Genomic DNA, 24388 nt, shown 5'->3' on the forward strand with positions numbered 1-24388 from the left:
CCGTGATCCCGGCCCGCGGCGGCTCCAAGGGAGTGCCCGGCAAGAACCTCGCCGAGGTCGCCGGCACCCCGCTCGTCGCCCGCGCCGTCCTTGCCTGCCGCTCCGCGCCGACCGTCACCGACGTGGTGGTCTCCACCGACTCCGAGGCCATCGCCGCCGCCGCCCGCGCCGCGGGCGCCGACGTGATCGCGCGCCCCCACGCCATCTCCGGCGACACCGCCAGCAGCGAGGCCGCGGTCCTGCACGCGCTCGCCGCCTTCGAGGAACTGCACTCCCTCGTCGTGGACGTGGTCCTCCTCGTCCAGTGCACCAGCCCCTTCCTCGCCACCTCCGACGTCGAGTCGGTCGCCGTCGCCGTCGCCTCCGGGGCAGCCGACTCGGCCCTGACCGTGGCCCCCTTCCACGGGTTCCTCTGGCGGGACGGGGCCGACGGCTCCGGGACCGGCGTCAACCACGACCGGGCACGACGCCCCCGGCGCCAGGACCGGCCGCAGGACCTGCTGGAGACGGGCGCCGCCTACGCCATGGACGCCGCGGGCTTCCGCAGCGCCCGGCACCGGTTCTTCGGCCGCACCCTCCCCGTCGCCACCGACCCCGCACGGGTCCTGGAGATCGACGACCCGCACGACCTGGCCCGCGCCCGCCTGCTCGCACCCCTGCTCGACCCGCGCCCCGGGGCACACCCCGCACAGCCCGCCCCGGAGCACGACGCGCATCTCGACCCGCAGCCCACACCCCGTACTCCCCGTACATCCCCGCACCGAAGGACGCCCCCTGCCATGACCGCAACGCCCGACTCCCGTCTGCGCACCTTCGGCTCCCGCACCGCGGGCACCGGCCGCCCCGTCTACGTCGTCGGCGAGATCGGCATCAACCACAACGGCGACCTCGGCAACGCCTTCGCCCTCATCGACGCCGCCGCCGAAGCCGGCTGCGACGCCGTGAAGTTCCAGAAGCGCACCCCGGAGATCTGCACCCCGCGCGACCAGTGGGACATCGAACGCGACACCCCCTGGGGCCGGATGACCTACATCGACTACCGCCACAGGGTCGAGTTCGGCGAGGACGAGTACCGCGCCATCGACGACCACTGCGCCAAGCGCGGCATCGACTGGTTCGCCTCCCCGTGGGACACCGAGGCCGTCGCCTTCCTGGAGAAGTTCGACGTCCCCGCACACAAGGTGGCCTCCGCCTCCCTCACCGACGACGAACTGCTGCGCGCCCTGCGCGCCACCGGCCGCACCGTCGTCCTGTCCACCGGCATGTCCACCCCGCACCAGATCCGCCACGCGGTGGAGGTGCTCGGCAGCGCCAACATCCTTCTCTGCCACGCGACTTCCACGTACCCGGCCAAGGCCGAGGAGCTCAACCTGCGCGTGATCAACACCCTGCGCGACGAGTACCCGAACGTCCCGATCGGCTACTCCGGCCACGAGACGGGCCTGCAGACCACCCTCGCCGCCGTCGCCCTCGGCGCCACCTTCGTCGAGCGCCACATCACCCTCGACCGCGCGATGTGGGGCTCCGACCAGGCCGCCTCGGTCGAGCCCGGTGGCCTGGCCCGCCTGGTCCGCGACATCCGCACCATCGAGACCGCCCTCGGCGACGGCATCAAGCGGGTCTACGAGTCCGAGCTCGGCCCGATGAAGAAGCTCCGCCGCGTCCGGGGCGAGCTGGCAGCCGTCTGACCTCCGCTCCGGCGCGTCCGCGTTCCGCCCCCCGAAGGAGTACGTGGTGACCCTGACCCCCTCCGGCACCCCCGCCCCCTCCGCCTCCACCCTGGCGTTCGTCGAGAGTCCGGTCCAGCTCCTGAACGTGCTGGAGTGGGCGTACGCGCACACCGGGGAGCGGCAGCCGCGGCTGGACGGCGTCCCGCGCCAGGGCAGGCGCCGTGGCGACGGCGGGGCGCGGCGGCCCGGACCGGCCGACCGGCCGACGGGCGCCGCCGCGTCACCCCTGAGCATCGTGGTGCTGCCGCCCACCGACCCGATGTCCCGCGGCCAGCTGCGCCGGATGGCCGCGCTGGCGCGGGACGAGGGGCACGAGGTCCGCTGGCAGGAGGCGCGCGGCAGCCGGTTCGCGCCGCTGAAGGCGCTCGCCGCGCTGGCGCGCGACGTGCGCGCCGCGCGCACGGTCGTGGTCGGCGACCCCTTCTCGCGCTACGTGCAGCTGCTGCTGACCCTCGTACGCGCCGAGGAGCTCGTCGTCGTCGACGACGGCACGGCCACCATGGAGTTCATGGCCCAGACCGCCCGCGGCGAACGCCTCGTACGGTGGCACCGGGTCGGCGGCGGCGGACTGCCCGGCCGGATCCGCGAGCTGGCGTACGCACCCGTCTCGGCGGCCGCGCGCCGCCGCTTCGTCCCGGCCGGACGCCGCGGCCACCGCGTCGAGGTGTTCAGCTCGATGCCCGTCACCGCCCACGGCGGGATGACGCTGCGGGTCAACGACTTCGCCTGGACCCGCGCCCGGTTCGGGCCGCCCCGCCCGACCAGGGGCACCGACCTGGTCGGCACCTCGCTCGTGGAGACCGGGGTGGTGGACCCGGACCGCTATCTGGACGCGGTGCGCGCCCTGACCGTGGAGCACGGCGCCACCCGCTACTTCGCCCACCGCCGCGAGTCACCCGAGAAGCTGCGCGCGCTGAGCCGGGCGACCGGTCTGGAGATCGTGCGCCCGGACCTGCCGCTGGAGCTGATCGCCCGGCGCGGCCCGGTCGGCCGGACGATCGTCAGCTTTCCGTCCACCGTCGTCCACACCCTGCCGTACGCCCTGACCGGTACCGGTGTCACGGTGGCCGTATGCGATGTGGACCCCGCATGGCTCACCGGGTCCGCCTCCCCCCGCGCCCGGAGCTTTCTCGCCGGGGTCACGGACACCGCCCGCGATGTGCGCAGACTGCCTGCCCAGGCGGCTCCCACAGCCGGATGAGCGCGCGAGTTTACCCCCGGGTGCATCCGGTCATGCGTCCAGAGGCCGGGTTTCTTTCCCCTAACGGCATGAACTTTTCGTGATCCCCGGCCAGTTGACCCGCAGGTGCGCCTACCCTTCAACGGGTGAACCAGTTGATGTCCCGCGAGTCCCAGACCGCCCAGCCCGCCGCGTCCGACCGGCCCGAGCTGCCCGGCAAGCTTCCGGACCACCTGCGTACCGAACTGATCGCCTTCCGCCGGGACTTGCACATGCACCCGGAGCTCGGACACCAGGAATTCCGCACCACCGCGGCGATCAAGGCCAGGCTGGAGAAAGCCGGCCTGCGACCACGGGTGCTGAAGTCCGGCACGGGCCTGATCTGTGACGTCGGCACCTGGGACGGGGGCCGGCCGATGCTGGCCCTGCGCGCGGACATCGACGCCCTGCCCATTCCGGACGCCAAGACGCACGTCGCGTACCGCTCGACCTTCCCGGACCGCGCCCACGCCTGCGGCCACGACGTGCACACCTCGGTCGTCCTCGGTGCCGGCCTGGTCCTCGCGGAGCTCGACCGGCAGGGGCTGCTGCCCCGCCCCGTACGCCTGCTCTTCCAGCCCGCCGAGGAGGTGCTCCCGGGAGGTGCCACCGACGCGATCGAGTCCGGGGTCCTGGACGGCGTGGGCCGGATCGTCGCCGTGCACTGCGACCCCCGGGTCGACGCGGGGCGCATCGGGCTGCGGGCCGGCCCCATCACCTCGGCCTGCGACCGGCTGGAGGTCAGCCTCTCCGGCCCCGGCGGGCACACCGCGCGGCCGCACCTGACCACCGACCTGGTGACGGCCGCCGCCCGGGTGGCCGTCGACGCCCCCGCCCTGCTTGCCCGCCGGATGGACGCCCGCTCGGGCATGTCGGTCACCTGGGGCCGGATCGAGGCCGGGCACGCCTGCAACGTCATCCCGATGCACGCCGAGCTGTCCGGAACCGTGCGCTGCCTGGACCTGAACGCCTGGCACGAGGCGCCGGACATGATCCACGCGGCGATCGACGAGATCGCGACCATGCACGGGGCCAAGTTCGAGATCAACCACGTGCGCGGGGTGCCCCCGGTGGTCAACGACCCGGTGATCACCGAGCTGCTGCGGGAGGCCATGGGGGCCCGTTGCGGAACGGAGTCGGTCGAGGACACCGAGCAGAGCCTGGGCGGCGAGGACTTCTCCTGGTACCTGGAGCATGTCCCGGGCGCGATGGCCCGGCTGGGGGTCCGTACGCCGGGCGACACCGCCAAGCGTGATCTGCACCGCGGGGACTTCGACGTGGACGAGTCCGCGATCGCGGTCGGCGTGGAGTTCTTCACGGCCGCCGCGCTGCTCGACGGACGTCGCTCCGGCCCCGTCCGGTAGCGGGCCGGACCGAACTCCTTACAACATCCGCGGGACTCCCGGCGGGCGTGTCCAGCCCTTGGTACGCAAGGGCTGGGCGCGTAGGGAGTCACCAATCGGTCACTGTCCGGTTCACGACGATCCGATAACGACTCATGAACGGGCCTTTAACTGACATCTACGCGCGTTACGATCGCCGCGAAACCAGCGCCGGTCGTGGCGCTTCGGTCAGGTTTTGAAGGAGCCTCCCCTTGCGCCGGATCACCAGGATCGCCACCGTGGGCATCGCGTCCGCGGCGCTGGCCCTCTCGGCCACCGCCTGTGGCGGAAAGAAGTCGTCGGACGCCTCGGCCTCCCCCTCGGAGTCGGGTCAGAAGTCCGCAGCCATCGCGTACGACATCGGTGGCCGCGGCGACCAGTCGTTCAACGACGCCGCTTACGCCGGTCTGAAGAAGGCGGAAGCCGATCTGAAGATCAAGGGCGCCGAGGCCGAGCCCACCGACGGTGAGGGCGAGGCCGACAAGGTCCAGCGCCTCACCGAGCTTGCCCGCAAGGGCAACAACCCGGTCATCGGTGTCGGCTTCGCCTACGCCCCGGCCATCAAGAAGGTCGCGCCGAAGTTCCCGAACACCACGTTCGGCATCATCGACGACACCTCGGTGACCGGCCCGAACGTCGCCAACATGGTCTTCAACGAGGAGCAGGGCTCCTACCTGGCCGGCGTCGCCGCCGCCAAGGCGTCGAAGACCGGCACGGTCGGCTTCATCGGCGGTGTCGAGGTTCCGCTGATCAAGAAGTTCGAGGCGGGCTTCGCCCAGGGTGTCAAGGACACCAACCCGAACGCCAAGGTGCTCTCCCAGTACCTGACCCAGCCGCCGAACTTCGACGGTTTCGCCAAGCCCGACCTCGGCAAGGCCGCTGCGCAGGGCCAGCTCGACGCGGGCGCCGACGTGGTCTACGCCGCCGCCGGTCTCGCGGGTTCCGGTGCCATCGAGGCCGCCTCGGCCAAGGGCAAGTGGGCCATCGGTGTCGACTCCGACCAGTACAACCAGGCCGGCCTGGCGAAGTACAAGGACTCCATCCTGACCTCGGTCACGAAGGACGTCTCGGACTCCGTCTTCAACCTGATCAAGTCGGTCGAGGACGGCAAGCCCACCACGGGCGAGATCCGCTACGGCCTGGACAAGGACGGCGTCGGCCTGGCCGACTCCAACCCGAAGTACAAGGAGATGGCTGACGTCATCGCCGCGGTGGAGAAGGCCAAGGCCGACATCATCGCCAAGAAGATCACCGTCAAGACCGCCCCGTAAGGCCGTTCCTGACATGTAGTCCTGGTCTCCGGGGTCCGGGAAGCGGTCGTTATCGCTCCCGGGCCCCGAGCCACGTTCTGTGATCATTAGTCTGTGACCACGTGGCCGCCTGGCCGCAAGTTTTCACTTCCGACAGTGCTACGCGCGTAGAAGCATCGTGGACGCGATACTTTCTCTCCCCGCCCTGTCCCCCCCTGCCTTCCGCTCCTTCCGCGCCAAGGAGAGTGCGTCATCAACGCGTCCAGCCCGCCCCCCGCCGTAGAACTGCACGGCATCACCAAGCGCTTCCCCGGCGTCGTCGCCAACAAGGACATCGCGATCACGGTCCGCAAGGGCACGGTCCATGCCTTGATCGGCGAGAACGGCGCCGGCAAGTCGACCCTGATGAAGATCCTCTACGGCATGCAGAAGCCGGACGAGGGCACCATCGCCATCGACGGGGAGCAGGTCTCCTTCAACAGCCCCGGCGAGGCCATCGTCCGCGGCATCGGCATGGTGCACCAGCACTTCATGCTCGCCGACAACCTCACCGTCCTGGAGAACGTGGTTCTCGGCGGCGAGAAGCTGTACGGCATCGGCGCCAAGGCCCGTAAGAAGATCAAGGAGATCTCGGACGCGTACGGCCTCGGCGTGCGCCCCGACGCCCTGGTCGAGGACCTGGGTGTCGCCGACCGGCAGCGGGTGGAGATCCTCAAGGTCCTCTACCGCGGCGCGAAGATCCTCATCCTCGACGAGCCGACCGCAGTGCTCGTGCCGCAGGAGGTGGACGCACTCTTCGACAACCTGCGCGAGCTCAAGGCCGAGGGCCTGACCGTCATCTTCATTTCGCACAAGCTGGGCGAAGTGCTGAAGGTCGCGGACGACATCACCGTCATCCGGCGCGGCACCACGGTCGGCACCGCCGACCCGAAGACCGCCACCCCCAAGCAGCTCGCCGAGCTGATGGTCGGCGCGGAGCTGCCCTCGCCGGAAACCCGTGAGTCGACGGTGACGAACGTCCCGATGCTCCAGGTGGCGGGCCTTACCGTCGCCGCCGGCGACGCGGTCGTCGCCGAGCCGGAGGTCCTGGTACCCGCACCCGCCGCGGACTCCGCCACCCTGGAGCACATCGGGGCCGGCCGCCTCCTGCTGGACGACATCAGCCTGACCATCCACAAGGGCGAGATCCTCGGTATCGCCGGTGTCGAGGGCAACGGCCAGACGGAGCTGATCGAGGCCCTCATGGGCATGATGGCTCCCGACACGGGCGTCATCACCCTGGACGGCGCCGACATCACCAAGATGTCGGTGCGCAAGCGCCGCGAGGGCGGCATCGGCTACATCCCCGAGGACCGTCACCGCCACGGCCTGCTGCTGGAGTCCCCGCTGTGGGAGAACCGGATCCTCGGTCACGTCACCGAGGCGCCCAACTCCAAGAGGGGCATCCTCGACCCGAAGGCGGCCCGCAAGGACACCGAGCGGATCGTGCGCGAGTACGACGTCCGTACGCCCGGCATCGATGTCACCGCGGCGTCCCTCTCCGGCGGCAACCAGCAGAAGCTGATCGTCGGCCGCGAGATGAGCCACAACCCGAAGTTCCTGATCGCCGCCCACCCCACGCGTGGTGTGGACGTCGGCGCGCAGGCCCAGATCTGGGACGCGATCCGCGAGGCCCGCCGCGAGGGCCTGGCCGTGCTGCTGATCTCCGCCGACCTGGACGAGCTCATCGGCCTGTCCGACACCCTGCGGGTGATCTACCGCGGCCGCCTGGTCGCGGACGCCGACCCGGCGACCGTCACCCCCGAGGAGCTCGGCACCGCCATGACGGGCGCCGCCTCCGGGCGCCTGGAATCAACCGACAACCACTCCGCCGCTGCCGACGGTGACACGACGGAGGACGAGGCCCGATGAAGAAATTCGACAAGGACCGGCTGATCCTCGGCTTCGCCGGGCCCGCGCTCGCGCTGGTCAGCGCCTTTCTGCTGACCATGATCGTGCTGGGGGCCTCGGGCATCGACCCGATCGAGCCGCTGCGCATCATGGTCGAGCACGGTACGTACGAGGACGTCCAGGTCCTCATCGTCAATCAGACGGGCACGTACTACCTGGCAGCCCTGGCCGTCGCCATCGGCTTCCGGATGAACCTCTTCAACATCGGCGTCGACGGCCAGTACCGTCTCGCGGCGATGATCTCCGCCGTGGTCGGCGGCGCCATCGCCCTGCCCGGCCCGCTGCACATCCTGCTGATCGTGCTCGTCGCGATGGCGACCGGTGCCTTCTGGGCCGGTATCGCGGGCCTCCTGAAGGCCAAGCGCGGCGTCAGCGAGGTCGTCTCGACGATCATGCTCAACGCGATCGCGACGAGCCTCATCGCCTGGCTGCTCCTGCCGAAGAACCTCGGCGTCCAGGTGGAGGGCTCCAACGACCTCACCACCGGCGAGATCGCCCAGTCCGGCTGGTTCCCCGCCCTCTCCATGGGCGAGTCGGGCGAGATCTACGGCTTCACCTTCGTGGCCTTCGCTCTCGGCGTCGTCTACTGGTTCGTGCTCAACCGCACCCGCTTCGGCTTCGACCTGCGCGCCAGCGGCGCGAGCGAGTCCGCCGCCGCGGCCTCCGGTGTCGACTCCAAGAAGATGATCATCACTGCGATGCTCATCTCGGGTGCCGTCGCCGGTCTGTCCGGCATGCCGGTGCTGCTCGGCGAGAGCCACACGTACACCCTCGTCTTCCCCGTGGGTGTCGGCTTCACCGGCATCACCATCGCCCTGCTCGGCCGCAACAGCCCCGTGGGCATGCTCTTCGCCGCGCTCCTGATGGCCTTCATCGACAAGGCGTCCGGCGGCCTCGACTCGGCCGGCTACGCCAAGGAGATCGGCACGATCATGAAGGGCCTGATCGTGATCGCGGTCGTCGTCTCCTACGAGCTCGTCCGTCGTTACGGCATCCGGCGCCAGCAGCAGAAGGTCGGCGAGGAGCTGGCCGCGGGCCACGCCATGAAGACCGAGAAGGAGGTCGCGGCGTGAGCGCCAGCACCGTCTCCACGAAGAAAGCGGCACCCGCCACGAGCGGCCGCAAGAAGCTCACCCTGCCCTGGATCATGCTGATCATCGCGGGTGGCCTCGCCCTGATCTCGCTGGTCCGCCTGATCTCCGGGGCCGACGACCTGACCTCCATCGGCCAGGTCTCCGGTGCCCTCTCGCTCGCCGTACCGATCGGCCTCGCCGGACTCGGCGGTCTGTGGGCCGAGCGCGCGGGCGTCGTCAACATCGGCCTCGAGGGCATGATGATCCTCGGCACCTGGTTCGGTGCCTGGGCCGGCTACCAGTGGGGTCCGTGGACCGGCGTGGCCGCCGGCATCATCGGCGGCGCCATCGGCGGCCTGCTGCACGCGATCATCACGATCACCTTCAACGTCAACCACATCGTCTCCGGTGTGGCGGTCAACATCCTGGCGCTGGGCTTCACCCAGTACCTGTCGAACTTCACGTTCGCGGACGCGCCGGGCGGCTCCTCCAAGCAGTCGCCGCAGGTCGAGCCGATCTACAAGATCACAATCCCGGGGTTGTCCGACTGGATGGCCGACCTCCAGGGCAAGCACTGGTTCTTCGTCTCGGACCTCGCCGGTGTCATCGGCGGTCTGATCACCGAGCTGTCGCTGCTGACGGTCGTCGCCCTGCTGCTGATCCCGGCCACCTGGTGGGTGCTGTGGCGGACCACCTTCGGTCTGCGGCTGCGCTCCTGCGGTGAGAACCCCATCGCCGCGGAGTCGCTGGGCGTCAACGTCTACAAGTACAAGTACATCGCCGTGATCGTTTCCGGTGGCCTCGCGGGCCTCGGCGGCGCGTTCCTGTCGATCGTCGCCAGCCCCATCTACCAGGAGGGCCAGACCGGCGGCCGCGGCTACATCGGTCTCGCCGCGATGATCTTCGGTAACTGGATGCCGGGCGGCATGGCGCTGGGCGCGGGCCTGTTCGGCTTCATCGACAGCCTCAAGCTGCGCGGTGGCGCCGAGAACGTCCACGCGATGCTGCTGCTGATCGCGATCCTGCTGGTGCTCGTCTGCGTCTGGCAGCTCTACAAGAAGAAGTACATCCAGGCCGGCATCTCGGCGGCCTTCGCCGCGCTGCTGTTCGTCTGGTACGCGCTGACCGACTCGGTGCCGAGCCAGTTCGTCGACGCGGCCCCGTACCTGACCACGCTGCTCGTGCTCGCCCTGTCGGCGCAGCGCCTGCGGATGCCCAAGGCGGACGGCATGCCGTACCGCAAGGGTCAGGGCAAGTGACCGCGGAGCACGCGGTGGACTGGGAAGTCCTGCGGACGGCCGCCCGGGAAGCGATGACCCGGGCGTACGCCCCGTACTCGGGCTTCCCGGTCGGGGTCGCCGCCAGGGTGGACGACGGCCGCGTCGTGACCGGCTGCAACGTGGAGAACGCCAGCTACGGGCTGGGCCTGTGCGCCGAGTGCGGGCTGGTCTCCTCCCTCCAGGCCACCGGCGGCGGCCGCCTCACGCACTTCACGTGCGTGGACGGCAAGGGCGAGATCCTCGTCCCGTGCGGCCGCTGTCGCCAGCTGCTGTACGAATTCGGCGGCGACGAGCTGCTGGTGGAGACCCCTGACGGGATCCTCCCGCTGGCGGCGATGCTGCCGCAGGCCTTCGGGCCCGACCACCTGAGATAGCCGTGTCGACGGCCCTTCGCCCCTGCCGGGGCGGAGGGCCGTCGTACTTCCGTTCCTGAACCCCTCATCTCCCCCTCTCTATGCGCGTAGAAGGAAGCACCACATGGACGTCATCTCCGTCATCCGGACCAAGCGGGACCGCGGTGAGCTGAGCCCCGAGCAGATCGACTGGGTCATCGACGCCTACACCCGCGGCGTCGTGGCCGACGAGCAGATGTCCGCCCTGGCCATGGCCATCCTGCTCAACGGCATGAACCGGACCGAGATCGCCCGCTGGACCGCGGCGATGATCGCGTCCGGCGAGCGCATGAACTTCGACTCCCTCTCCCGCCCCACCGCCGACAAGCACTCCACCGGCGGCGTCGGCGACAAGATCACCCTCCCGCTGGCCCCGCTCGTCGCCGCGTGCGGCGCGGCCGTGCCGCAGCTCTCGGGCCGCGGCCTCGGCCACACGGGCGGCACCCTCGACAAGCTGGAGTCCATCCCCGGCTGGCGCGCGCTGCTCTCCAACGAGGAGATGCTGCACGTCTTGGACACCACCGGCGCGGTCATCTGCGCGGCGGGCGACGGCCTGGCCCCTGCGGACAAGAAGCTCTACGCGCTGCGCGATGTCACCGGCACGGTCGAGGCCATCCCGCTGATCGCCTCCTCGATCATGTCGAAGAAGATCGCCGAGGGCACCGGCTCGCTCGTCCTGGACGTCAAGGTCGGCACCGGCGCCTTCATGAAGAACCTCGCGGACGCGCAGGAGCTGGCCCACACGATGGTCGGCCTCGGCACGGACAGCGGCGTCAAGACCGTCGCGCTCCTCACCGACATGTCCACCCCGCTCGGCCTGACCGCCGGAAACGCCCTCGAAGTCCGCGAGTCGGTCGAGGTCCTGGCCGGCGGCGGCCCCGCCGACGTGGTCGAGCTGACCATCGCGCTGGCCAAGGAGATGCTGGAAGCGGCGGGCATCAAGGACGCCGACCCGGCGAAGGCCCTTGCCGACGGCTCCGCGATGGACCACTGGCGCCGGATGATCGCGGCCCAGGGCGGCGACCCGGACGCGACCCTGCCGGTGGCCCGCGAGCAGCACGTGGTCACCGCCCCCGAGTCGGGCGTCCTGACCCGCCTGGACGCGTACGGCGTCGGTGTCGCGGCGTGGCGCCTGGGCGCCGGCCGCGCGCGCAAGGAGGACCCGGTGCAGGCGGGCGCGGGCGTCGAGCTCCACGCGAAGCCCGGCGACACGGTGACGGCGGGCCAGCCGCTGATGACCCTGCACACGGACACCCCGGAGAAGTTCGACTACGCCCTCGCCTCCCTGGCGGGCACGTACGACATCGCCCCGGCGGGCACGGCCTTCTCCGCCACGCCGATCGTCCTGGACCGCATCGCCTGACCTGCGGCTTCCCCTTCGAATGGACGGGACCGGTGGACCCCCACCGGTCCCGTTCGCCGTGCTGGGATCGGTGCCGACCGGTTCCTGAGGAGCAGCCCATGAGTGCACCAGCCCCGTACCTGTCCGCGTACGACAGCTGGGAGGGCCTGGTGGCGGCCGCCGAGGAGCACTACGTGCCCGCCCCGTTCGGCATCGACCTCGACACCTCCGACTTCCCGGTCCCCTGACCTCAGAGCACCGGCAGGGCCTGGCCCGGCCCCGGTTCGAAGAGGTGCTCCAGCCAGAACAGGTAGCCCCGCAGGTAGGCCTCCAGGCCGCCGTCGTCGATGTACGCGACGAAGTCCCGGTGGCCCTGGGCGGCCTCCCGGTAGTGCCCGGAGTACGGCGACTCCGGGTCGTAGGCGGCCCACTCGGCCCCGATGGTCACGGCCCACTCCCGCACCCGGCCCCGGTCCGCCCACCAGTCGCGGACCGACTCCACCGTCCAGTGATCGTCGCCGTCGCAGGCGTAGGCGGTGTACAGCTCCAGCCCCGCGCCGTGCACGAAGGCCCCGGTCTCCTCGGCGGTGACGGGCTGGCGGAAGACGAACTCGCGCTCGCCGTCGTAGGCGATGTGGTGCGGGGCCTCCAGGCGGCCCATCATCATGCAGTCGGTGTCCGCCCCGTAGAACGGGCCCGGGACGTTGCGCCAGTTCCGGTCGGCCCACCTGCCCTGGAACACCGGGAACCTCGCATCGGCCGCGGCGAGGGCGCGGGCGGTCGGCAGGGGATCCCAGTAGGCAGGCGGCATCCGGCCATTGTGCGCGTCCGCCGATGAATTCGGGCGGGCGGGGGAGTCACCCCCTCGTGGAGATCATTCGGCTCGTGCTGCCCGGACCCGCCCCGACCGCCCGGGACGCGGCACGGCTGTGCGCCCGGCTGGTCCTGCTGTACGAGGACGGGGCGGCGGCCGTGGAATGCGACGCCGGGGCCGTCACCGCGCCGGGCCTCGGCACCGTCGAGGTGCTGGCCCGGCTGCGGCTGGCCGCCCGGGGGCGGCCGCTGCGGGTGACCGGGGCCGCGCCCGCGCTGCGGGCCCTACTGGACCTCGTAGGCCTCGTCGAGGTGCTCGGGGAGGCCGAACAGCGGGAACCACCGGGCGGTGTCCAGGAAGGCGTTGAGCCCGACGATCTTGCCCTCTGAGACCTCCAGCACCTGCAGGGCCCACGGGGTGTGGCCGGGCGCGCCGTCCTCGCGCGGACGGTACTGGCCGAAGGCGGGCATGCCGTTCGCCGTCGTCGGGATCAGCCGGGATCCCTTGCAGCCGATGCCCTGGTTCAGGTGCCAGGCCGCGATGTCCTCGTGGCCCTGGAGCCACAGGTCGAACGGCGGCATCGAGAGCACCGCGTCCTCGTGCAGGAGCGAGGTGAGCCGCGTGATGTCGTAGGCCTCGAAGGCGGAGAGGTACTGCTCCAGCAGCTTCGCCTGGTCCGCGTCGAGCGGATCCGCCGGGTCGCTGTCGCGCAGCGCCTGTCCGGCGAGGGTGGCCCGCGCCCGCTGGAGGGCGCTGTTCACCGAGGCCGTCGTGGTCTCCAGGAGCTGGGCCACCTCGTCGGCCTTCCAGGCCAGCACCTCGCGCAGGATCAGCACCGCCCGCTGCTTGGCGGGCAGGTGCTGGAGGGCCGCGACGAAGGCCAGCCGGACGGACTCCTTCGCCAGCGCCATCTCCGCCGGGTCGGCGGTCTGCGGCAGCACTCGGCCGTCCGGGACCGGCTCCAGCCAGGTCACCTCGGGGCGCTCGTTGAGTACGGCGGAGGACTGGTGCTGCGGGGCGGTGAGGTCCATCGGGCGGGCCCGCCTGTTCCCGGCGTTCAGCAGGTCCAGGCAGACGTTGGTGGCGATCCGGTACAGCCACGACCGCAGCGAGGAGCGGCCCTCGAACTTGGAGTGGCTCCGCCAGGCGCGGACGTAGGTGTCCTGCACCGCGTCCTCGGCGTCGAAGGAGGAGCCGAGCATCCGGTAGCAGTAACCGGTGAGCTCGACCCGGTACCGGTCCATGGCCGTGTCGAGGTCCATGTCATTGGTCGCGAGATCGCTCATGTCCGTCCGTCCCCCTGGTGGTTCCGCTCCTTCGGAACCTACCGGAGGGGTCCGACAACGGCAGCCGGAACCGTCACGGCGACCCGGTCTGTCGATGTCAAGTTTCTTGACGTCAAGATTAATCTGCGGCAGGCTTCATCCAGGTATCTCGATGTCGAGATACCTGGGACGGTGGACGCGGTCGAAGCGGGGGACTGGGATGCGGCGCGGCAGGAAGATCCGCAGGACGCAGGAGCGCCAGGAGGCCGGACTGCTGGCGCAACTGCGCCGGCCGCCCGGCGGCCGGGACGCGCGGATCATGCTGCTCACCCAGGCGCTGGACCGCGCGGGTACCGGCGTGTGGGCCGCGTCCTCCGTCCTCTACTTCACCTTCGTCGTCGGCCTCGACGCCGGGCAGCTCGGCCTGCTGCTGGGTGCGGCCGGCGTGGCGGGCATCGCCGGATCCCCGCTCGCCGGCCACCTCGCCGACCGCTTCCAGGTGCGCACCCTGCTGATCGGCTGCCACCTCATCCGGCTCGCGGCCCTGGGCGCACTGCTGCTGGTCACCGACTTCCGCCTGCTGCTGCTCCTGTTCGCCGTGACCCACCTGGGAGACCGGGCCGCCAAGACGCTGGAGATGCTCTTCGCCACCCGGGTCGCGGGTGAACGGCGCTCCACCTACCAGGCACTGTCGCGCAGTTCGGCGAACGCCGGCTACGCCCTCGGCGCGGGCCTCGCCGCCATCGGCCTCGCCGTGGGCACCCGGGGCGCCTACCAGGTGCTGATCCTGGCCAACGCGCTGTCGTTCCTCATCGCCGCGGTCCTGGTGTGGCGCACCCGGGAGCCGCGCGGCGGCGGGCTCGTGGTCGCCCGGCCCGGAGCGGAGGCAGGCGCCCCGGCGTCCGGGGCCGGCCCCTGGCGGGACCGCGGCTACCTGCGCTTCGTCCTGCTCGACATCCCGATGAACCTCGACGACTCGATCATCGGCGTCGGCCTGCCGCTGTGGCTGGTCGGCCACACCACGGCCCCGCACGCCCTGATCCCGGCCTTCCTCGTCATCAACACCGTGCTCGTCGTCGCCCTGCAGCTACGGGTGTCGGCGCGGGTCCCGGACGCCCGCCGGGCGGCCGGCGCGGTCGCCGTGTACGGCCTGCTGACCCTGGCCTGCTGCGTCTTCCTGGCCGCCGCTCCCGCGGGCGGGGTCTGGGCCGCCTCGGCCGCCCTCCTCACCGCGGCGGTGCTGGCCACCGCGGCCGAGCTGATGCGTTCGGTGAGCTCCTGGGAGCTCGCGGTCTCCCTCGCGCCCCGGGAGGCGCGAGCCTCCTACCTCGGGGTCGCCGGCATGGCCCAGTCCGTGCAGAAGTCCGCGGGCCCGCTGCTGCTCACCGGCGCGGTGATGGCGGCCGGCCCGGCGGGATGGCTGGCACTCGGCGCGGGCGTGGCGGGACTGTCCCTCGTCCAGCGCCGGGCGAGCCTGCGGCGGCTGGACCGCCTGACCGCCGCACCCGCACCCGCCGTACCCGCCGCGTCCGCGCCGGCCGCGCCCGCACCGGGCGCCGACACGGCCTAGGTACCGGGCTTGCGCCCGTACACGTAGACGTCCTCGCCCTTCCCCAGCAGGTTCCAGTACGCCTTGGCGTCGGCGGACCGCATGTTCACGCAGCCGCCCGAACCGGGCGGGTTCCACATGCTCTTGGTGGTCGAGTGGAAGGCGATGCCCCCGTCGAAGAACTGGGCGTACGGCATCCTGACGTTGTAGAGCGTCGACCAGTGGTCGATGCTCCGGTAGTAGATCTTCTTCAGGCCGGTCCGGGTCTCCGTGCCGTCCTTGCCGGTGCGGACCGGGACGGGCCCGTACGTGAGGGTGGCACCGTCCTGGATCCAGCTGAGCTGCCGCGTCAGGTCGACGCAGGCGATCCGCCCCCGGTTCACCGGGCAGTTGCCCGCCCTGTTCGGGGTGGTGCCGGCCGCCCGCTGGGCCAGCATCGTGCTCATCGTCTGCCAGGTCAGCGGCCCCGCGTATCCCTGGGTCGGGGTGATCCCGTGGCTCGCCTGGAAGGACCGGATCGCCGTGCAGTCGGCCGCCGACTGCTTCCCGTCCACCGGCCGTCCGAGGAACTGCTCGACCTGCCGCTGGTGGGGCCCCGTGGTGAGGTTGCAGGAGGCGGCGGCCTGCGCCGCCCCGCCGCCGGCCACCACCAGCGGCAACGCCAGCGCGGCCGCCCCGCACAGCACCGCCGCCCGCTGCCCCGGGCGCCCGCGTGACGCCCGTGTCCCCGTGTCCGGTCCCGTCCCCATCCGGTCCTCCCCTGCTCGCACCGCAATCGTTCTCCGTGTTCAATGCCCGGAAAACACGCAGGGGTTGCCCCGTCGGGAGCGTAGATTTCGTCAGCGCGCGCCCACGGCCGACACCGGCATCCGGCGCTCCGCGCGCGCGGCGTGCGACCCGTACAGCGTGATCGACACGACGCCGAGCACCGCCAGCAGCGCGATGCCGACCGTGGCCGCCCAGCCGGCCCCGTGGTAGGCGAGGGCGCCCAGGGTGCCGCCGGCGCTGGAGCCGAGGTAGTACGCCGACTGGTAGAGCGCGGAGGCCTGCGCCCGGCCCGTCTTCGCCGTCCGGCTCACCGCGGCGGATGCGACCGCGTGCCCCGCGAAGAAGCCCGCGGTGATCAGGACCAGGCCGAGGACGATCGCCGCCAGGGAGTCGGACAGCGACAGCAGCAGCCCGAGCGCCGTGGTCGTCACGGCCAGGTACAGCGCGCCGCGCCGCCCCGCGCGGGCCACCAGCTTGCCCGCGGCGGCCGAGGAGACCGTGCCGACCAGGTAGATCAGGAAGATCGACCCGATCACGCCCTGCCCGAGCGAGAACGGCTCGTCCACCAGCCGGTAGCCGATCACGGTGTACACCGCGCCGAAGACCGTCATGAACAGCGCGCCGATCCCGTACAGGCGCAGCAGCAGCGGATCGCGCAGGTGACCGGCGACGGTACGGGCCACCGCGCGCGGGTTCAGCGACGCCGGGCGGAAGAACCGCGCCCGGGGCAGCAGTACCAGGAAGGCCACGGCGCACGCCAGCGACATCAGGGCGACGGCCAGCAGGCCCGCCCGCCAGCCCCACAGCTGCGCGGCCCAGCCCGTGACGAGCCGGCCGCTCATCCCGCCGATGGAGTTCCCCGCCACGAACAGGCCGATCGCGGCCACCAGCGCCTTCGGCCTGACCTCCTCCGCCAGGTACGCCATCGCGGAGGCCGGGATCCCGGCGATCGCCGCGCCCTGGACGGCGCGCAGCGCCACCAGCCACTCCACGTTCGGCGCGAAGGGCACCAGCAGGCCCACGCCGACGGCGATCACCATCGAGACGGTCATCATCCGTGTGCGGCCGAAGCGTTCGGACAGTGCGCTCAGCGGGAGGACGAACAGCGCGAGCGCGCCGGTGGCCGCGGACACCGTCCAGCTGGCCTGCCCCGCGGTCACCCCGAGGCCGGCGGAGATCGCGGGCAACAGCGCCTGGGTGGAGTAGAGGAGGGCGAACGTCGCGAGTCCGGCGGCGAAGAGCGCGAGGCTCATCCGGCGGTAGCCGGGGCGGCCGGGGGAGAGGGGCTGCGGTGCGGGGGACGACGGGGTGGAGGCACCCGGGATGACGGGTGCCCCGGTATGAACGGGAGGCATGCTTCGAAGGTAGGCCCGTGTTTTTCATGCGTCCAATGCACAGAATCGCGATAATCGATCCACTGCTGCATCAACCCAGTTCAGGGGCGTGGATGTCGATGAACCGTTACGTAGAAGACATGGCCGTGACAACATTGCTGGCCCCGCGGCTGGCGTATTTCGTCGCCGTCGCCCGCCACGAGCACGTCACCCGCGCCGCCCACGAGCTGGGCGTCCCGCAGTCCACCCTGTCGCGCGCCATGGTCCGGCTCGAACAGGACCTCGGCGTCACGCTGTTCGCCCGCAAGGGCCGTACGGTCGCCCTCACCACGGCGGGCCGTACCTTCCTCGCCTCCGCCGAGCAGGCCCTCACGGAGATCGACCGCGCCGCCGAATCCGTACAGCAGGATGCCGATCCGACGGCCGGCAAGGTGGCGTTCGGCTTCCTGCACACCCTGGGCTCCGAGACCGTACCCGGGCTCATCCGCGCCTTCCGCGCCGACCACCCGCGCATCCGGTTCTCCCTCGTCCAGAACTACGGCGAGGCCATGCTGGAGAAGCTCCGGGCCGGTGAACTCGACCTGTGCCTGACCTCCCCGGTGCCGGACGCCCCCGACCTGGTCGCGCGCCGCCTCGACGAACAGCGGCTGCGGCTGGTGGTCCCGGACGACCACCGCCTCGCCACCCGCAAGCGCATCCGCCTCGCCGAGGCCGCCGAGGAAACCTTCGTCACCCTGGAGCCCGGCTACGGCATGCGCCGCATCACCGACGACCTGTGCGCGGAGGCCGGCTTCACCCCGAAGGTCGCCTTCGAGGGCGAGGAGGCCGAGACCCTGCGGGGCCTGGTCGCCGCCGGCCTCGGCGTGGCCCTCCTGCCGCCCCCGGCCGTGGCCCGACCCGGCGTGGTCGAGCTGACGGTCACCGCCCCGCGCGCCGTCCGCGAGATCGGCGTCGCCTGGCTGGACGGGCACCCCGACACCCCGCCGGTGGCGGAGTTCAAGCGCTTCCTGCTCTCCCGCCGCGGCCGCCTGATCCCCGAACTGGACCCGTCCACCGTGTGACCGGACCCCGGCCGTGGGTCTCATGCGGCCGGGGCGACAGTGCGTCCGGGTGGTCCGGCGTGACGGGGGACGGCCCCGCCGAGAGCAAGTAGCCTGCCTGGAAGCGGGACTTGGCGCCCACCGCGCGCATGATCTCCGCGATGTGGCGCTGGCAGGTGCGCTCCGACATGCCCAGACGGCGCGCGATCACCTTGTCCTCCAGCCCCTCCGACAGCAGCCGGACGATCGTCTGCCGCAGCTCGTCCGAGATCGACCGGGCCGCCTCCGGGCTCACCGATGTGGGGAAGGGCTCCGCGCCCAGCCAGGAGCGCTCGAAGGTCGCCGTCATGAAGTGCACGACGCTCGGCTCCCGCACCACCAGCGCCGCCCCGCTGCGGTCCGGCACCGCCATCAGGCCCGTGTGGTCGTCGAAGATCAGCATGCGCATCAGCCCGTCGCCCAGGGTCCGCACCTGCGCCCCCAGCGCCGTCACCCGCTCGACGTACGCCGCCGTGGGCCGCGAGTAGCGCGCCGTGTGCTGGTAGATCGTCCGCATCCGGACCCCGCGCGACAGCAGCGACTCGTCCCGCCCGATCGACTCCTGCAGCGTCTCCAGCGGGCGGCCGCCACCGGGCTGCGAGGTCAGCAGCTCCCGCTCGCACGCCGCCACCAGCTCCGCGATCAGGCCACGTACCGCGCCGAGGTCCGTGACCAGCTCCAGCCGGCCCGGCCCGCTCAGGTCCCGGTGGACGGTCCCCGCCTCGTACTCCGGCACCAGCGTCTCCAGCCGCCCGCGCAGCCGGTCCATCTCGTCGTGGGTCTCCCGTACGAGCAGGGCCAGCGGGGCCAGGGCCCGGGCGGCCGCCGCCCGGGGTGCCACCGCGCTCCAGCGGTCGGGGCCGCCGCCCGGGGCCCGCTGGAGCAGGTGCGCGGCGGCCAGCTCGGTGATGGCGGCGGCCGCGCGCACGCCCAGCGCCCCGGTGGCCTCGCAGGCGTCAAAGGCGTGCCGCTCGACGGCGTACGCGTACAGGCGCCGGGCGGCGGGGCTCAGCTCTCCGGCCGCTCCGCCGGCCCCGGGTTCCTCGTCAGGCATATGCCTATGCGTCCCGGGTTGTGATGGTTTGTAAACCCCTCGTGTTCCCGCAAGGCGGCAAGACGACGCCTGACCGGCCGCCCTCTGCCTATGCCGAAGAGGCACAGTGGCTGGACGGCGTGAGGGGGAAGCGCGGTGCGGCAGCGGACACCCAGGCGAGAACGGGGGCCCGTGTCCTGCTGAGCCCGCGGCCCGCCGTGGTGGTCGCGCCAGATCCGTCCGGTGCCATCCGACCGTGAGGGGGCGGAGCGGCGGGTACGGACGGACTGGCGTGATCCCGGAGCAGCGGCCGGTCAGCCGGAGGCGGGCTTGGCGAAGTCGCGGTAGCCGGTCCAGTCCAGTACGACGCACTGCTCGTCGCCCAGGACCCAGGCGTCGTGCCCGGGTGCGATCTGGACGAAGTCGCCGGGACCGAGGTCGGCGCTGTCCCCGTCGTCCATGACCACCTTCATCCGGCCGCTCACCACGTACCCGGTGTGGGCGGACTCGCAGCTGTCCGTGCCGGCCAGCGGCTTGATGTGCAGCGACCAGCGCCAGCCCGGCTCGAAGACCGCGCGTCCCACCGCCCCGCTGTCGGTGTTGAACACGTCCAGCCTGCCGGTACCGGCCTCGAAGGGCCGCGTCTCGTCAGGCTTGTCGAAGTTCCTGTGAACCAATCCGCCCATGACCGGTCGCCTCCGGGAGAGGAACGACACCCCGAGTCCACTCCCCACGGTACGCGCGTCCCGCTGCGGGCTCACCTCCTCAGGGACCTTCCGAAGCCCGAGGCCAGCGGCATCCGCAGGCCCAGCGGCGGAGGCGCGGCCAGGGCATCCGTCACCGGCCGCGAATACCGCCCCGAGAACACCGCGCCCAGGACGAAGTCCACGGCCAGCGCCACCACTTCCGGCTGGTGCTCGCGCAGCCCGTGCCCGTCCGAATGCACCTCGAACCGGCACGTCGAGCGGTTCGCCTTCTTCGCCCTCGCCGCCAGCAGGAAGGAGCTCTCCGGGTCGCTGCGCGCGTCGTTGGTGCCGTGGACGATCAACACCTGCCGCCCCGACAGCTGTTTCACCGGTTCCGGGGGGTCCGTACGGCCCTGTGTCCCTAAGCAAGGGGCGATCGCCACCACCGAGTTGACCGCCCCGTGCCCCGCCGCCCGGAGCACGGCCAGCCCTCCCGCGTCATAGCCGGCCAGGCACACCGGCACGTCCCCGTACCGTCGCACCACCTCGTCCGCCGCCCACCGCGCCTGCTCCTCCCGCGAGGAATCCCCGCCGTGCACGACCGTGTGCGTGACCAGCCCCTCCGCCCCGCCCGCCCGGGCCAGCGCCCGCGCGAGCGGACGCATGGGACCGGGGGAGAACCTGGATGCCCCGGGAAGCAGGAGCACCACCCCGTTGACCGAATCTGCCGTCGAACCCGAGCCGATCGCGCCGGCCGCCCGCCCCAGACGGGCCCCGCGCGCCGGCGGCGCATGCTGTGCCATGGCGGAACAGTCTCAGACCTTCAGGTGTACGCCATCCGTCCGCACGGTCTCTGTTACATATCGACGCCTGCCGTCGACACCCCGCTCTACGCGCGTAGGAGCTAGAGTGCGCAGATGACGAGCGAGACCCCCAACCTGCCGACCGCGGACCAGATCCGTCGTTCCCCGAAGGTGCTGCTGCACGATCACCTCGACGGTGGACTGCGCCCCGGGACCATCATCGAGCTGGCCCGCGAGGTCGGCTATGAGAACCTCCCCGAGACCGACGCCGACAAGCTCGGCATCTGGTTCCGCGAGGCCGCCGACTCCGGCTCCCTGCCGCGCTACCTCGAGACCTTCGCGCACACCTGCGCGGTCATGCAGACGAAGGCCGCCCTCTTCCGGGTCGCCGCCGAGTGCGCCGAGGACCTGGCCGAGGACGGCGTCGTGTACGCCGAGATCCGCTACGCGCCCGAGCAGCACCTGGAAGCCGGCCTCACCCTCGAAGAGGTCGTCGAGGCCGTGAACGACGGCTTCCGCGAGGGCGAGCGCCGCGCGAAGGCCAATGGCCACCGCATCCGCGTCGGCGCCCTGCTGACCGCGATGCGCCACGCCGCCCGCGCGCTGGAGATCGCCGAGCTGGCGAACCGCTACCGCGACAACGGCGTGGTCGGCTTCGACATCGCCGGTGCCGAGGCCGGGTTCCCTCCCACCCGTCACCTCGACGCCTTCGAGTACCTCAAGCGCGAGAACAACCACTTCACCATCCACGCGGGCGAGGCCTTCGGTCTGCCGTCGATCTGGCAGGCCCTGCAGTGGTGCGGCGCCGACCGCCTCGGCCACGGCGTGAAGATCATCGATGACATCGAGGTCGCCGAGGACGGTTCCGTGACCCTGGGCCGCCTGGCCTCGTACGTCCGGGACAAGCGCATCCCCCTGGAGATGTGCCCGACCTCGAACCTGCAGACCGCCGCGGCGGCCTCGTACGCCGAGCACCCGATCGGTCTGCTGCGCAAGCTGCACTTCAGGCTCACGGTCAACACGGACAACCGCCTGATGAGCGGCACCAGCATGAGCCGCGAGTTCGAGCACCTGGTCGACACCTTCGGCTACACCCTCGATGACATGCAGTGGTTCACCGTCAATGCGATGAAGTCCGCGTTCATTCCTTTCGATGAACGACTGGCCATGATCAATGAAGTGATCAAGCCCGGTTACGCGGAGCTGAAGTCGGAGTGGCTGTTCCGGCAGACCGCTTCGACCAGCGGTTCTGTCTCGGCCTAGGCCACGGCGTGACGTAACGGAAGCGCCCGGGAAGGAGAATTCCCGGGCGCTTTCTCGTATTTAAGGATGTTTGCGGGCGGGGGTTTGAAGTGACTAGTTTGCGGAGCCGCTCATTTCCCCGTAGCAAGGACAACTTTTCATGAAGAAGTCAGCTGCCAAGACCCTCGGTACCGCCGTTCTCGGTGTCGCCTTCGCCGCGGTTGCCGCCGGTACCGCCTCCGCCGCCGCCCCGGCGATCGGCCTGAACGACGCGCTGGGCACCGCCACCGGCGCGCTCCAGGGCGTCACCAGCCAGCAGCACGTGAGCCCCGAAGGACAGCAGTCGAGCGACCCCACCTCTCAGGTCACCGGAGCCCTGACCCCGCTGACCGGCGCTCTGAACGGCCTCGGCACCTGATACGTGCCGTTGTGACGCGTACACGTGTGCGGTGGGCGGATGCCCCTTCGAGCGGGTATGTGTCCCGCCGCACCGTGTGCCACGATCGCCACCAACTGCCCGCCGACGTCTTGGGTATGAGGTTCACGGTCATGCGCATGAAGCCACGAGCGACGATGGTCGCGCTGGTCCCCGCCCTGCTGTTCGCAGCGGTGGGTTGCAGCAGTACGAACACCCCGGCGACGGGCAAGGCCCCCGATCCGAAGGGCTCCGCGGGCAGCTCCTCCGCCGCGCCCGGAGCCCCGGCGCCGTCCACCGCAGCGACCGGATCGGCCGCGCCGAAGACCGGTGGCAGCAGGCTTGAGCGGTCCGCGCTGGCACAGGGCGACCTCGCCGGATACCAGATCTCCGCCCAGGGCAAGAACCCCAACGCCCCTGACGGTCAGCCACAGGCCGACAAGAAGGCCTGCCAGCCGCTCGCCGACGCCATGGGCGACGCACCGGACCCGTCCGCCCGCGAGACCGTCAGCCGCGGCATCGGCTCCCAGAAGCAGATCGGGCTCGCCGTCTCCGCCTCCGTCAGCACCTACGCGGAGAGCGACGCCAAGGCGTTGATCGCCCGGCTCAAGGCCGCCGTCGCCGCCTGCGGTTCGGGGTTCTCCGCCAAGATCGATAAGCAGACCGGCAGCTACCGCGAGGTGCGGGCCGCCGCCTACCGCACCAGCGGCGACGAGACCGTCAGCTGGACCATGACCGCGGCTGCAGAGGGCGTCTCGGCGCAGGTCCACCTGGTCGTCGTACGCAAGGGCGACACCGTCGTACGGCTGACGGCCCTCAATGTGGCCGCGGCCCAGCAGAAGGCGCAGGTGCCGCAGGAAGTGGCGGACAAGTCGCTGGAGAAGGTCCAGAAGGCCGGCTGACCGGGGCGGCCCGCCGCCGGGCGGACACGGGCGGCCGGCCGGACGGCCGGCACCGGTCTACCAGGCGGCGGAGGCGGACTTCTCGTTCGGCAGCAGCACCCACAGTGCGATGTAGACCAGGAACTGCGGTCCGGGCAGCAGGCACGAGACCACGAATATGGCGCGCATCGCGTTCGCGGAAATTCCGAAACGCCGTGCCAGGCCGGTGCAGACTCCGCCGATCCAGCGGCCGTCACGGGGGCGGACCAGGGCGCTCATGAGGTTCTCCTTCGTCGGGATCGCTTTCTTGCGATGCCTCAATACTCCCGCTGGACCGCCGACAGAACGTCGGTCCAGCGGCCGAGCCCGACCCTGGAAATCTTCGGGGTATCCCCCTGATAAACGGTGTGTGAGCGCCTCAGCCGGGCCCGCAGCGCCGGTACGACGGCCACGTGCGCGAGCACCACACCCAGGGTGTTCAGCAGCACCGAGTCCACGTCGACGACCTGGCCCGGGACGGCGGTCTGGAGCATTTCGATGCACACCGAGACCAGCGCGCCCGCGGCGGCCGTCCGGGCCAGGGAGGACCACGCCGACAGAGCCGACGGCGCCAGCCGTCCGCTGATCAGCGGCACCAGCACCCCGAGCGGGGCCAGCAGCGCGAGCCCCCCGCCGATCCGCCGGGCGGCCTCCAGGGGCCCGAGGGCGAGATGCGCGCTGATCCCCTCCAGCGGGCTGAGATTGGCCGCCGCGGCCCAGGGAACGTCCAGCGGCCGCAGGGTCAGCCAGCCGACGGCCACGAAATGGGCGGCGAGCAGGACCCCGGCCAGGAGGCGGAGACGGAGGTGGATCGCGGTGGCGGTGGCGGCGCTTTCGCCGGCCTCATGACGCTGCACACCTG

General features: G+C 71.4%; 25 protein-coding genes and 1 pseudogene. 17 read left to right on the plus strand and 9 right to left on the minus strand.

Annotation, left to right across the window (positions count from 1 at the left end):
* Positions 1 to 2 precede the first annotated feature (2 nt).
* From OG444_RS23960 to OG444_RS24010, 11 genes and pseudogenes are all read left to right on the plus strand, one after another.
* A pseudogene (locus OG444_RS23960) lies at positions 3 to 353 on the plus strand (cytidylyltransferase domain-containing protein); the annotation flags it as partial.
* A 426-nt stretch (positions 354 to 779) separates the two neighbouring features.
* A complete protein-coding gene (locus OG444_RS23965; protein ID WP_327266900.1) occupies positions 780 to 1688 on the plus strand; it encodes an N-acetylneuraminate synthase family protein in 909 nt (302 codons plus the stop codon).
* Between the two features lie 52 nt (positions 1689 to 1740).
* Positions 1741 to 2931 carry a hypothetical protein gene (locus OG444_RS23970; RefSeq protein ID WP_327266901.1) on the plus strand — a complete coding sequence of 397 codons (1191 nt, stop codon included), beginning with the start codon at positions 1741 to 1743 and terminating at the stop codon, positions 2929 to 2931.
* A 137-nt stretch (positions 2932 to 3068) separates the two neighbouring features.
* Positions 3069 to 4313, plus strand: a complete 1245-nt coding sequence (locus OG444_RS23975) for an amidohydrolase (RefSeq protein WP_327266902.1) — start codon at positions 3069 to 3071, stop codon at positions 4311 to 4313.
* A 230-nt stretch (positions 4314 to 4543) separates the two neighbouring features.
* Positions 4544 to 5602, plus strand: coding sequence for a BMP family lipoprotein (locus tag OG444_RS23980; RefSeq protein ID WP_327264107.1), 1059 nt, complete (start codon positions 4544 to 4546; stop codon positions 5600 to 5602).
* Between the two features lie 231 nt (positions 5603 to 5833).
* On the plus strand, positions 5834 to 7492 hold the full coding sequence (locus OG444_RS23985; RefSeq protein WP_327266903.1) for an ABC transporter ATP-binding protein: 1659 nt from the start codon (positions 5834 to 5836) through the stop codon (positions 7490 to 7492).
* The gene (locus OG444_RS23990; protein WP_327264108.1) at positions 7489 to 8604 is read left to right on the plus strand and encodes an ABC transporter permease; all 1116 of its coding nucleotides are present in this window, start codon (positions 7489 to 7491) and stop codon (positions 8602 to 8604) included. The genes OG444_RS23985 and OG444_RS23990 overlap by 4 nt, the downstream gene beginning before the upstream one ends.
* Positions 8601 to 9863 carry an ABC transporter permease gene (locus tag OG444_RS23995; RefSeq protein ID WP_327264109.1) on the plus strand — a complete coding sequence of 421 codons (1263 nt, stop codon included), beginning with the start codon at positions 8601 to 8603 and terminating at the stop codon, positions 9861 to 9863. The genes OG444_RS23990 and OG444_RS23995 overlap by 4 nt, the downstream gene beginning before the upstream one ends.
* Positions 9860 to 10258 (plus strand): cytidine deaminase, encoded by a 399-nt coding sequence (locus tag OG444_RS24000; RefSeq protein WP_327264110.1) that lies wholly within the window; start codon positions 9860 to 9862, stop codon positions 10256 to 10258. Before OG444_RS23995 ends, OG444_RS24000 begins: the two co-directional genes overlap by 4 nt.
* 103 nt (positions 10259 to 10361) lie before the next feature.
* The gene (locus tag OG444_RS24005; protein ID WP_327264111.1) at positions 10362 to 11639 is read left to right on the plus strand and encodes a thymidine phosphorylase; all 1278 of its coding nucleotides are present in this window, start codon (positions 10362 to 10364) and stop codon (positions 11637 to 11639) included.
* Positions 11640 to 11737: 98 nt separating this feature from the next.
* On the plus strand, positions 11738 to 11866 hold the full coding sequence (locus OG444_RS24010) for a hypothetical protein (RefSeq protein WP_327264112.1): 129 nt from the start codon (positions 11738 to 11740) through the stop codon (positions 11864 to 11866).
* Positions 11867 to 11868: 2 nt separating this feature from the next.
* Here OG444_RS24010 and OG444_RS24015 read toward each other — a convergent pair whose 3' ends face one another.
* Positions 11869 to 12429, minus strand: coding sequence for a ferredoxin (locus OG444_RS24015; protein WP_327264113.1), 561 nt, complete (start codon positions 12427 to 12429; stop codon positions 11869 to 11871).
* Positions 12430 to 12485: 56 nt separating this feature from the next.
* Between OG444_RS24015 and OG444_RS24020 the strand changes: the two genes are divergently transcribed.
* A complete protein-coding gene (locus OG444_RS24020; protein WP_327264114.1) occupies positions 12486 to 12821 on the plus strand; it encodes an STAS domain-containing protein in 336 nt (111 codons plus the stop codon).
* On the opposite strand, the gene OG444_RS24025 is transcribed toward OG444_RS24020, so the two are convergent.
* Positions 12717 to 13718, minus strand: a complete 1002-nt coding sequence (locus OG444_RS24025; protein ID WP_327264115.1) for a sigma-70 family RNA polymerase sigma factor — start codon at positions 13716 to 13718, stop codon at positions 12717 to 12719. The two genes, OG444_RS24020 and OG444_RS24025, sit on opposite strands and share 105 nt — an antisense overlap.
* Before the next feature lie 199 nt (positions 13719 to 13917).
* Here OG444_RS24025 and OG444_RS24030 point away from each other — a divergent pair, with 199 nt between their 5' ends.
* Complete coding sequence (locus tag OG444_RS24030) at positions 13918 to 15267, plus strand: MFS transporter (protein WP_327264116.1); 1350 nt, start codon at positions 13918 to 13920, stop codon at positions 15265 to 15267.
* Here OG444_RS24030 and OG444_RS24035 read toward each other — a convergent pair.
* Entirely contained in the window at positions 15264 to 15995 is a 732-nt protein-coding gene (locus tag OG444_RS24035; protein WP_327264117.1) for a L,D-transpeptidase family protein, read from the minus strand. The two genes, OG444_RS24030 and OG444_RS24035, sit on opposite strands and share 4 nt — an antisense overlap.
* 90 nt (positions 15996 to 16085) lie before the next feature.
* Positions 16086 to 17369 (minus strand): MFS transporter, encoded by a 1284-nt coding sequence (locus OG444_RS24040; protein ID WP_327264118.1) that lies wholly within the window; start codon positions 17367 to 17369, stop codon positions 16086 to 16088.
* 62 nt (positions 17370 to 17431) lie between these two features.
* Between OG444_RS24040 and OG444_RS24045 the strand changes: the two genes are divergently transcribed.
* The gene (locus OG444_RS24045; protein ID WP_327266904.1) at positions 17432 to 18409 is read left to right on the plus strand and encodes a LysR family transcriptional regulator; all 978 of its coding nucleotides are present in this window, start codon (positions 17432 to 17434) and stop codon (positions 18407 to 18409) included.
* On the opposite strand, the gene OG444_RS24050 is transcribed toward OG444_RS24045, so the two are convergent.
* The 3 genes from OG444_RS24050 to OG444_RS24060 form a co-directional block, all read right to left on the minus strand.
* Entirely contained in the window at positions 18345 to 19481 is a 1137-nt protein-coding gene (locus tag OG444_RS24050; protein ID WP_327264119.1) for a LuxR C-terminal-related transcriptional regulator, read from the minus strand. The genes OG444_RS24045 and OG444_RS24050 overlap by 65 nt on opposite strands.
* A gap of 293 nt (positions 19482 to 19774) precedes the next feature.
* Positions 19775 to 20146, minus strand: a complete 372-nt coding sequence (locus OG444_RS24055; RefSeq protein ID WP_327264120.1) for a cupin domain-containing protein — start codon at positions 20144 to 20146, stop codon at positions 19775 to 19777.
* A gap of 71 nt (positions 20147 to 20217) precedes the next feature.
* Complete coding sequence (locus tag OG444_RS24060; RefSeq protein WP_327264121.1) at positions 20218 to 20949, minus strand: alpha/beta hydrolase; 732 nt, start codon at positions 20947 to 20949, stop codon at positions 20218 to 20220.
* Between the two features lie 114 nt (positions 20950 to 21063).
* Between OG444_RS24060 and OG444_RS24065 the strand changes: the two genes are divergently transcribed.
* The 3 genes from OG444_RS24065 (at position 21064) to OG444_RS24075 (ending at position 23508) form a co-directional block, all read left to right on the plus strand.
* A complete protein-coding gene (locus tag OG444_RS24065; protein ID WP_327264122.1) occupies positions 21064 to 22212 on the plus strand; it encodes an adenosine deaminase in 1149 nt (382 codons plus the stop codon).
* A gap of 139 nt (positions 22213 to 22351) precedes the next feature.
* The gene (locus tag OG444_RS24070; protein ID WP_327264123.1) at positions 22352 to 22609 is read left to right on the plus strand and encodes a hypothetical protein; all 258 of its coding nucleotides are present in this window, start codon (positions 22352 to 22354) and stop codon (positions 22607 to 22609) included.
* 137 nt (positions 22610 to 22746) lie between these two features.
* The gene (locus tag OG444_RS24075; RefSeq protein WP_327264124.1) at positions 22747 to 23508 is read left to right on the plus strand and encodes a hypothetical protein; all 762 of its coding nucleotides are present in this window, start codon (positions 22747 to 22749) and stop codon (positions 23506 to 23508) included.
* Between the two features lie 57 nt (positions 23509 to 23565).
* Here the strand turns inward: OG444_RS24075 and OG444_RS24080 are convergent, their stop codons facing one another.
* Entirely contained in the window at positions 23566 to 23766 is a 201-nt protein-coding gene (locus OG444_RS24080; RefSeq protein ID WP_327264125.1) for a PspC domain-containing protein, read from the minus strand.
* 38 nt (positions 23767 to 23804) lie between these two features.
* Positions 23805 to 24383, minus strand: coding sequence for a VanZ family protein (locus OG444_RS24085; RefSeq protein ID WP_405790342.1), 579 nt, complete (start codon positions 24381 to 24383; stop codon positions 23805 to 23807).
* Between the last annotated feature and the right edge of the window lie 5 nt (positions 24384 to 24388).

Origin of the sequence: Streptomyces sp. NBC_01232 (assembly GCF_035989885.1) — a bacterium.
In the GTDB taxonomy this organism is placed as follows: domain Bacteria; phylum Actinomycetota; class Actinomycetes; order Streptomycetales; family Streptomycetaceae; genus Streptomyces.

Coding starts and splice junctions, on each gene's coding strand:
- OG444_RS23965 (WP_327266900.1), top strand. CDS start 780: ATGACCGCAACGCCCGACTCCCGTCTGCGCACCTTCGGCTCCCGCACC.
- OG444_RS23975 (WP_327266902.1), top strand. CDS start 3,069: ATGTCCCGCGAGTCCCAGACCGCCCAGCCCGCCGCGTCCGACCGGCCC.
- OG444_RS23990 (WP_327264108.1), top strand. CDS start 7,489: ATGAAGAAATTCGACAAGGACCGGCTGATCCTCGGCTTCGCCGGGCCC.
- OG444_RS24005 (WP_327264111.1), top strand. CDS start 10,362: ATGGACGTCATCTCCGTCATCCGGACCAAGCGGGACCGCGGTGAGCTG.
- OG444_RS24010 (WP_327264112.1), top strand. CDS start 11,738: ATGAGTGCACCAGCCCCGTACCTGTCCGCGTACGACAGCTGGGAGGGC.
- OG444_RS24015 (WP_327264113.1), bottom strand. CDS start 12,429: ATGCCGCCTGCCTACTGGGATCCCCTGCCGACCGCCCGCGCCCTCGCC.
- OG444_RS24025 (WP_327264115.1), bottom strand. CDS start 13,718: ATGAGCGATCTCGCGACCAATGACATGGACCTCGACACGGCCATGGAC.
- OG444_RS24030 (WP_327264116.1), top strand. CDS start 13,918: ATGCGGCGCGGCAGGAAGATCCGCAGGACGCAGGAGCGCCAGGAGGCC.
- OG444_RS24035 (WP_327264117.1), bottom strand. CDS start 15,995: ATGGGGACGGGACCGGACACGGGGACACGGGCGTCACGCGGGCGCCCG.
- OG444_RS24040 (WP_327264118.1), bottom strand. CDS start 17,369: ATGCCTCCCGTTCATACCGGGGCACCCGTCATCCCGGGTGCCTCCACC.
- OG444_RS24050 (WP_327264119.1), bottom strand. CDS start 19,481: ATGCCTGACGAGGAACCCGGGGCCGGCGGAGCGGCCGGAGAGCTGAGC.
- OG444_RS24055 (WP_327264120.1), bottom strand. CDS start 20,146: ATGGGCGGATTGGTTCACAGGAACTTCGACAAGCCTGACGAGACGCGG.
- OG444_RS24060 (WP_327264121.1), bottom strand. CDS start 20,949: ATGGCACAGCATGCGCCGCCGGCGCGCGGGGCCCGTCTGGGGCGGGCG.
- OG444_RS24065 (WP_327264122.1), top strand. CDS start 21,064: ATGACGAGCGAGACCCCCAACCTGCCGACCGCGGACCAGATCCGTCGT.
- OG444_RS24070 (WP_327264123.1), top strand. CDS start 22,352: ATGAAGAAGTCAGCTGCCAAGACCCTCGGTACCGCCGTTCTCGGTGTC.
- OG444_RS24075 (WP_327264124.1), top strand. CDS start 22,747: ATGAAGCCACGAGCGACGATGGTCGCGCTGGTCCCCGCCCTGCTGTTC.
- OG444_RS24080 (WP_327264125.1), bottom strand. CDS start 23,766: ATGAGCGCCCTGGTCCGCCCCCGTGACGGCCGCTGGATCGGCGGAGTC.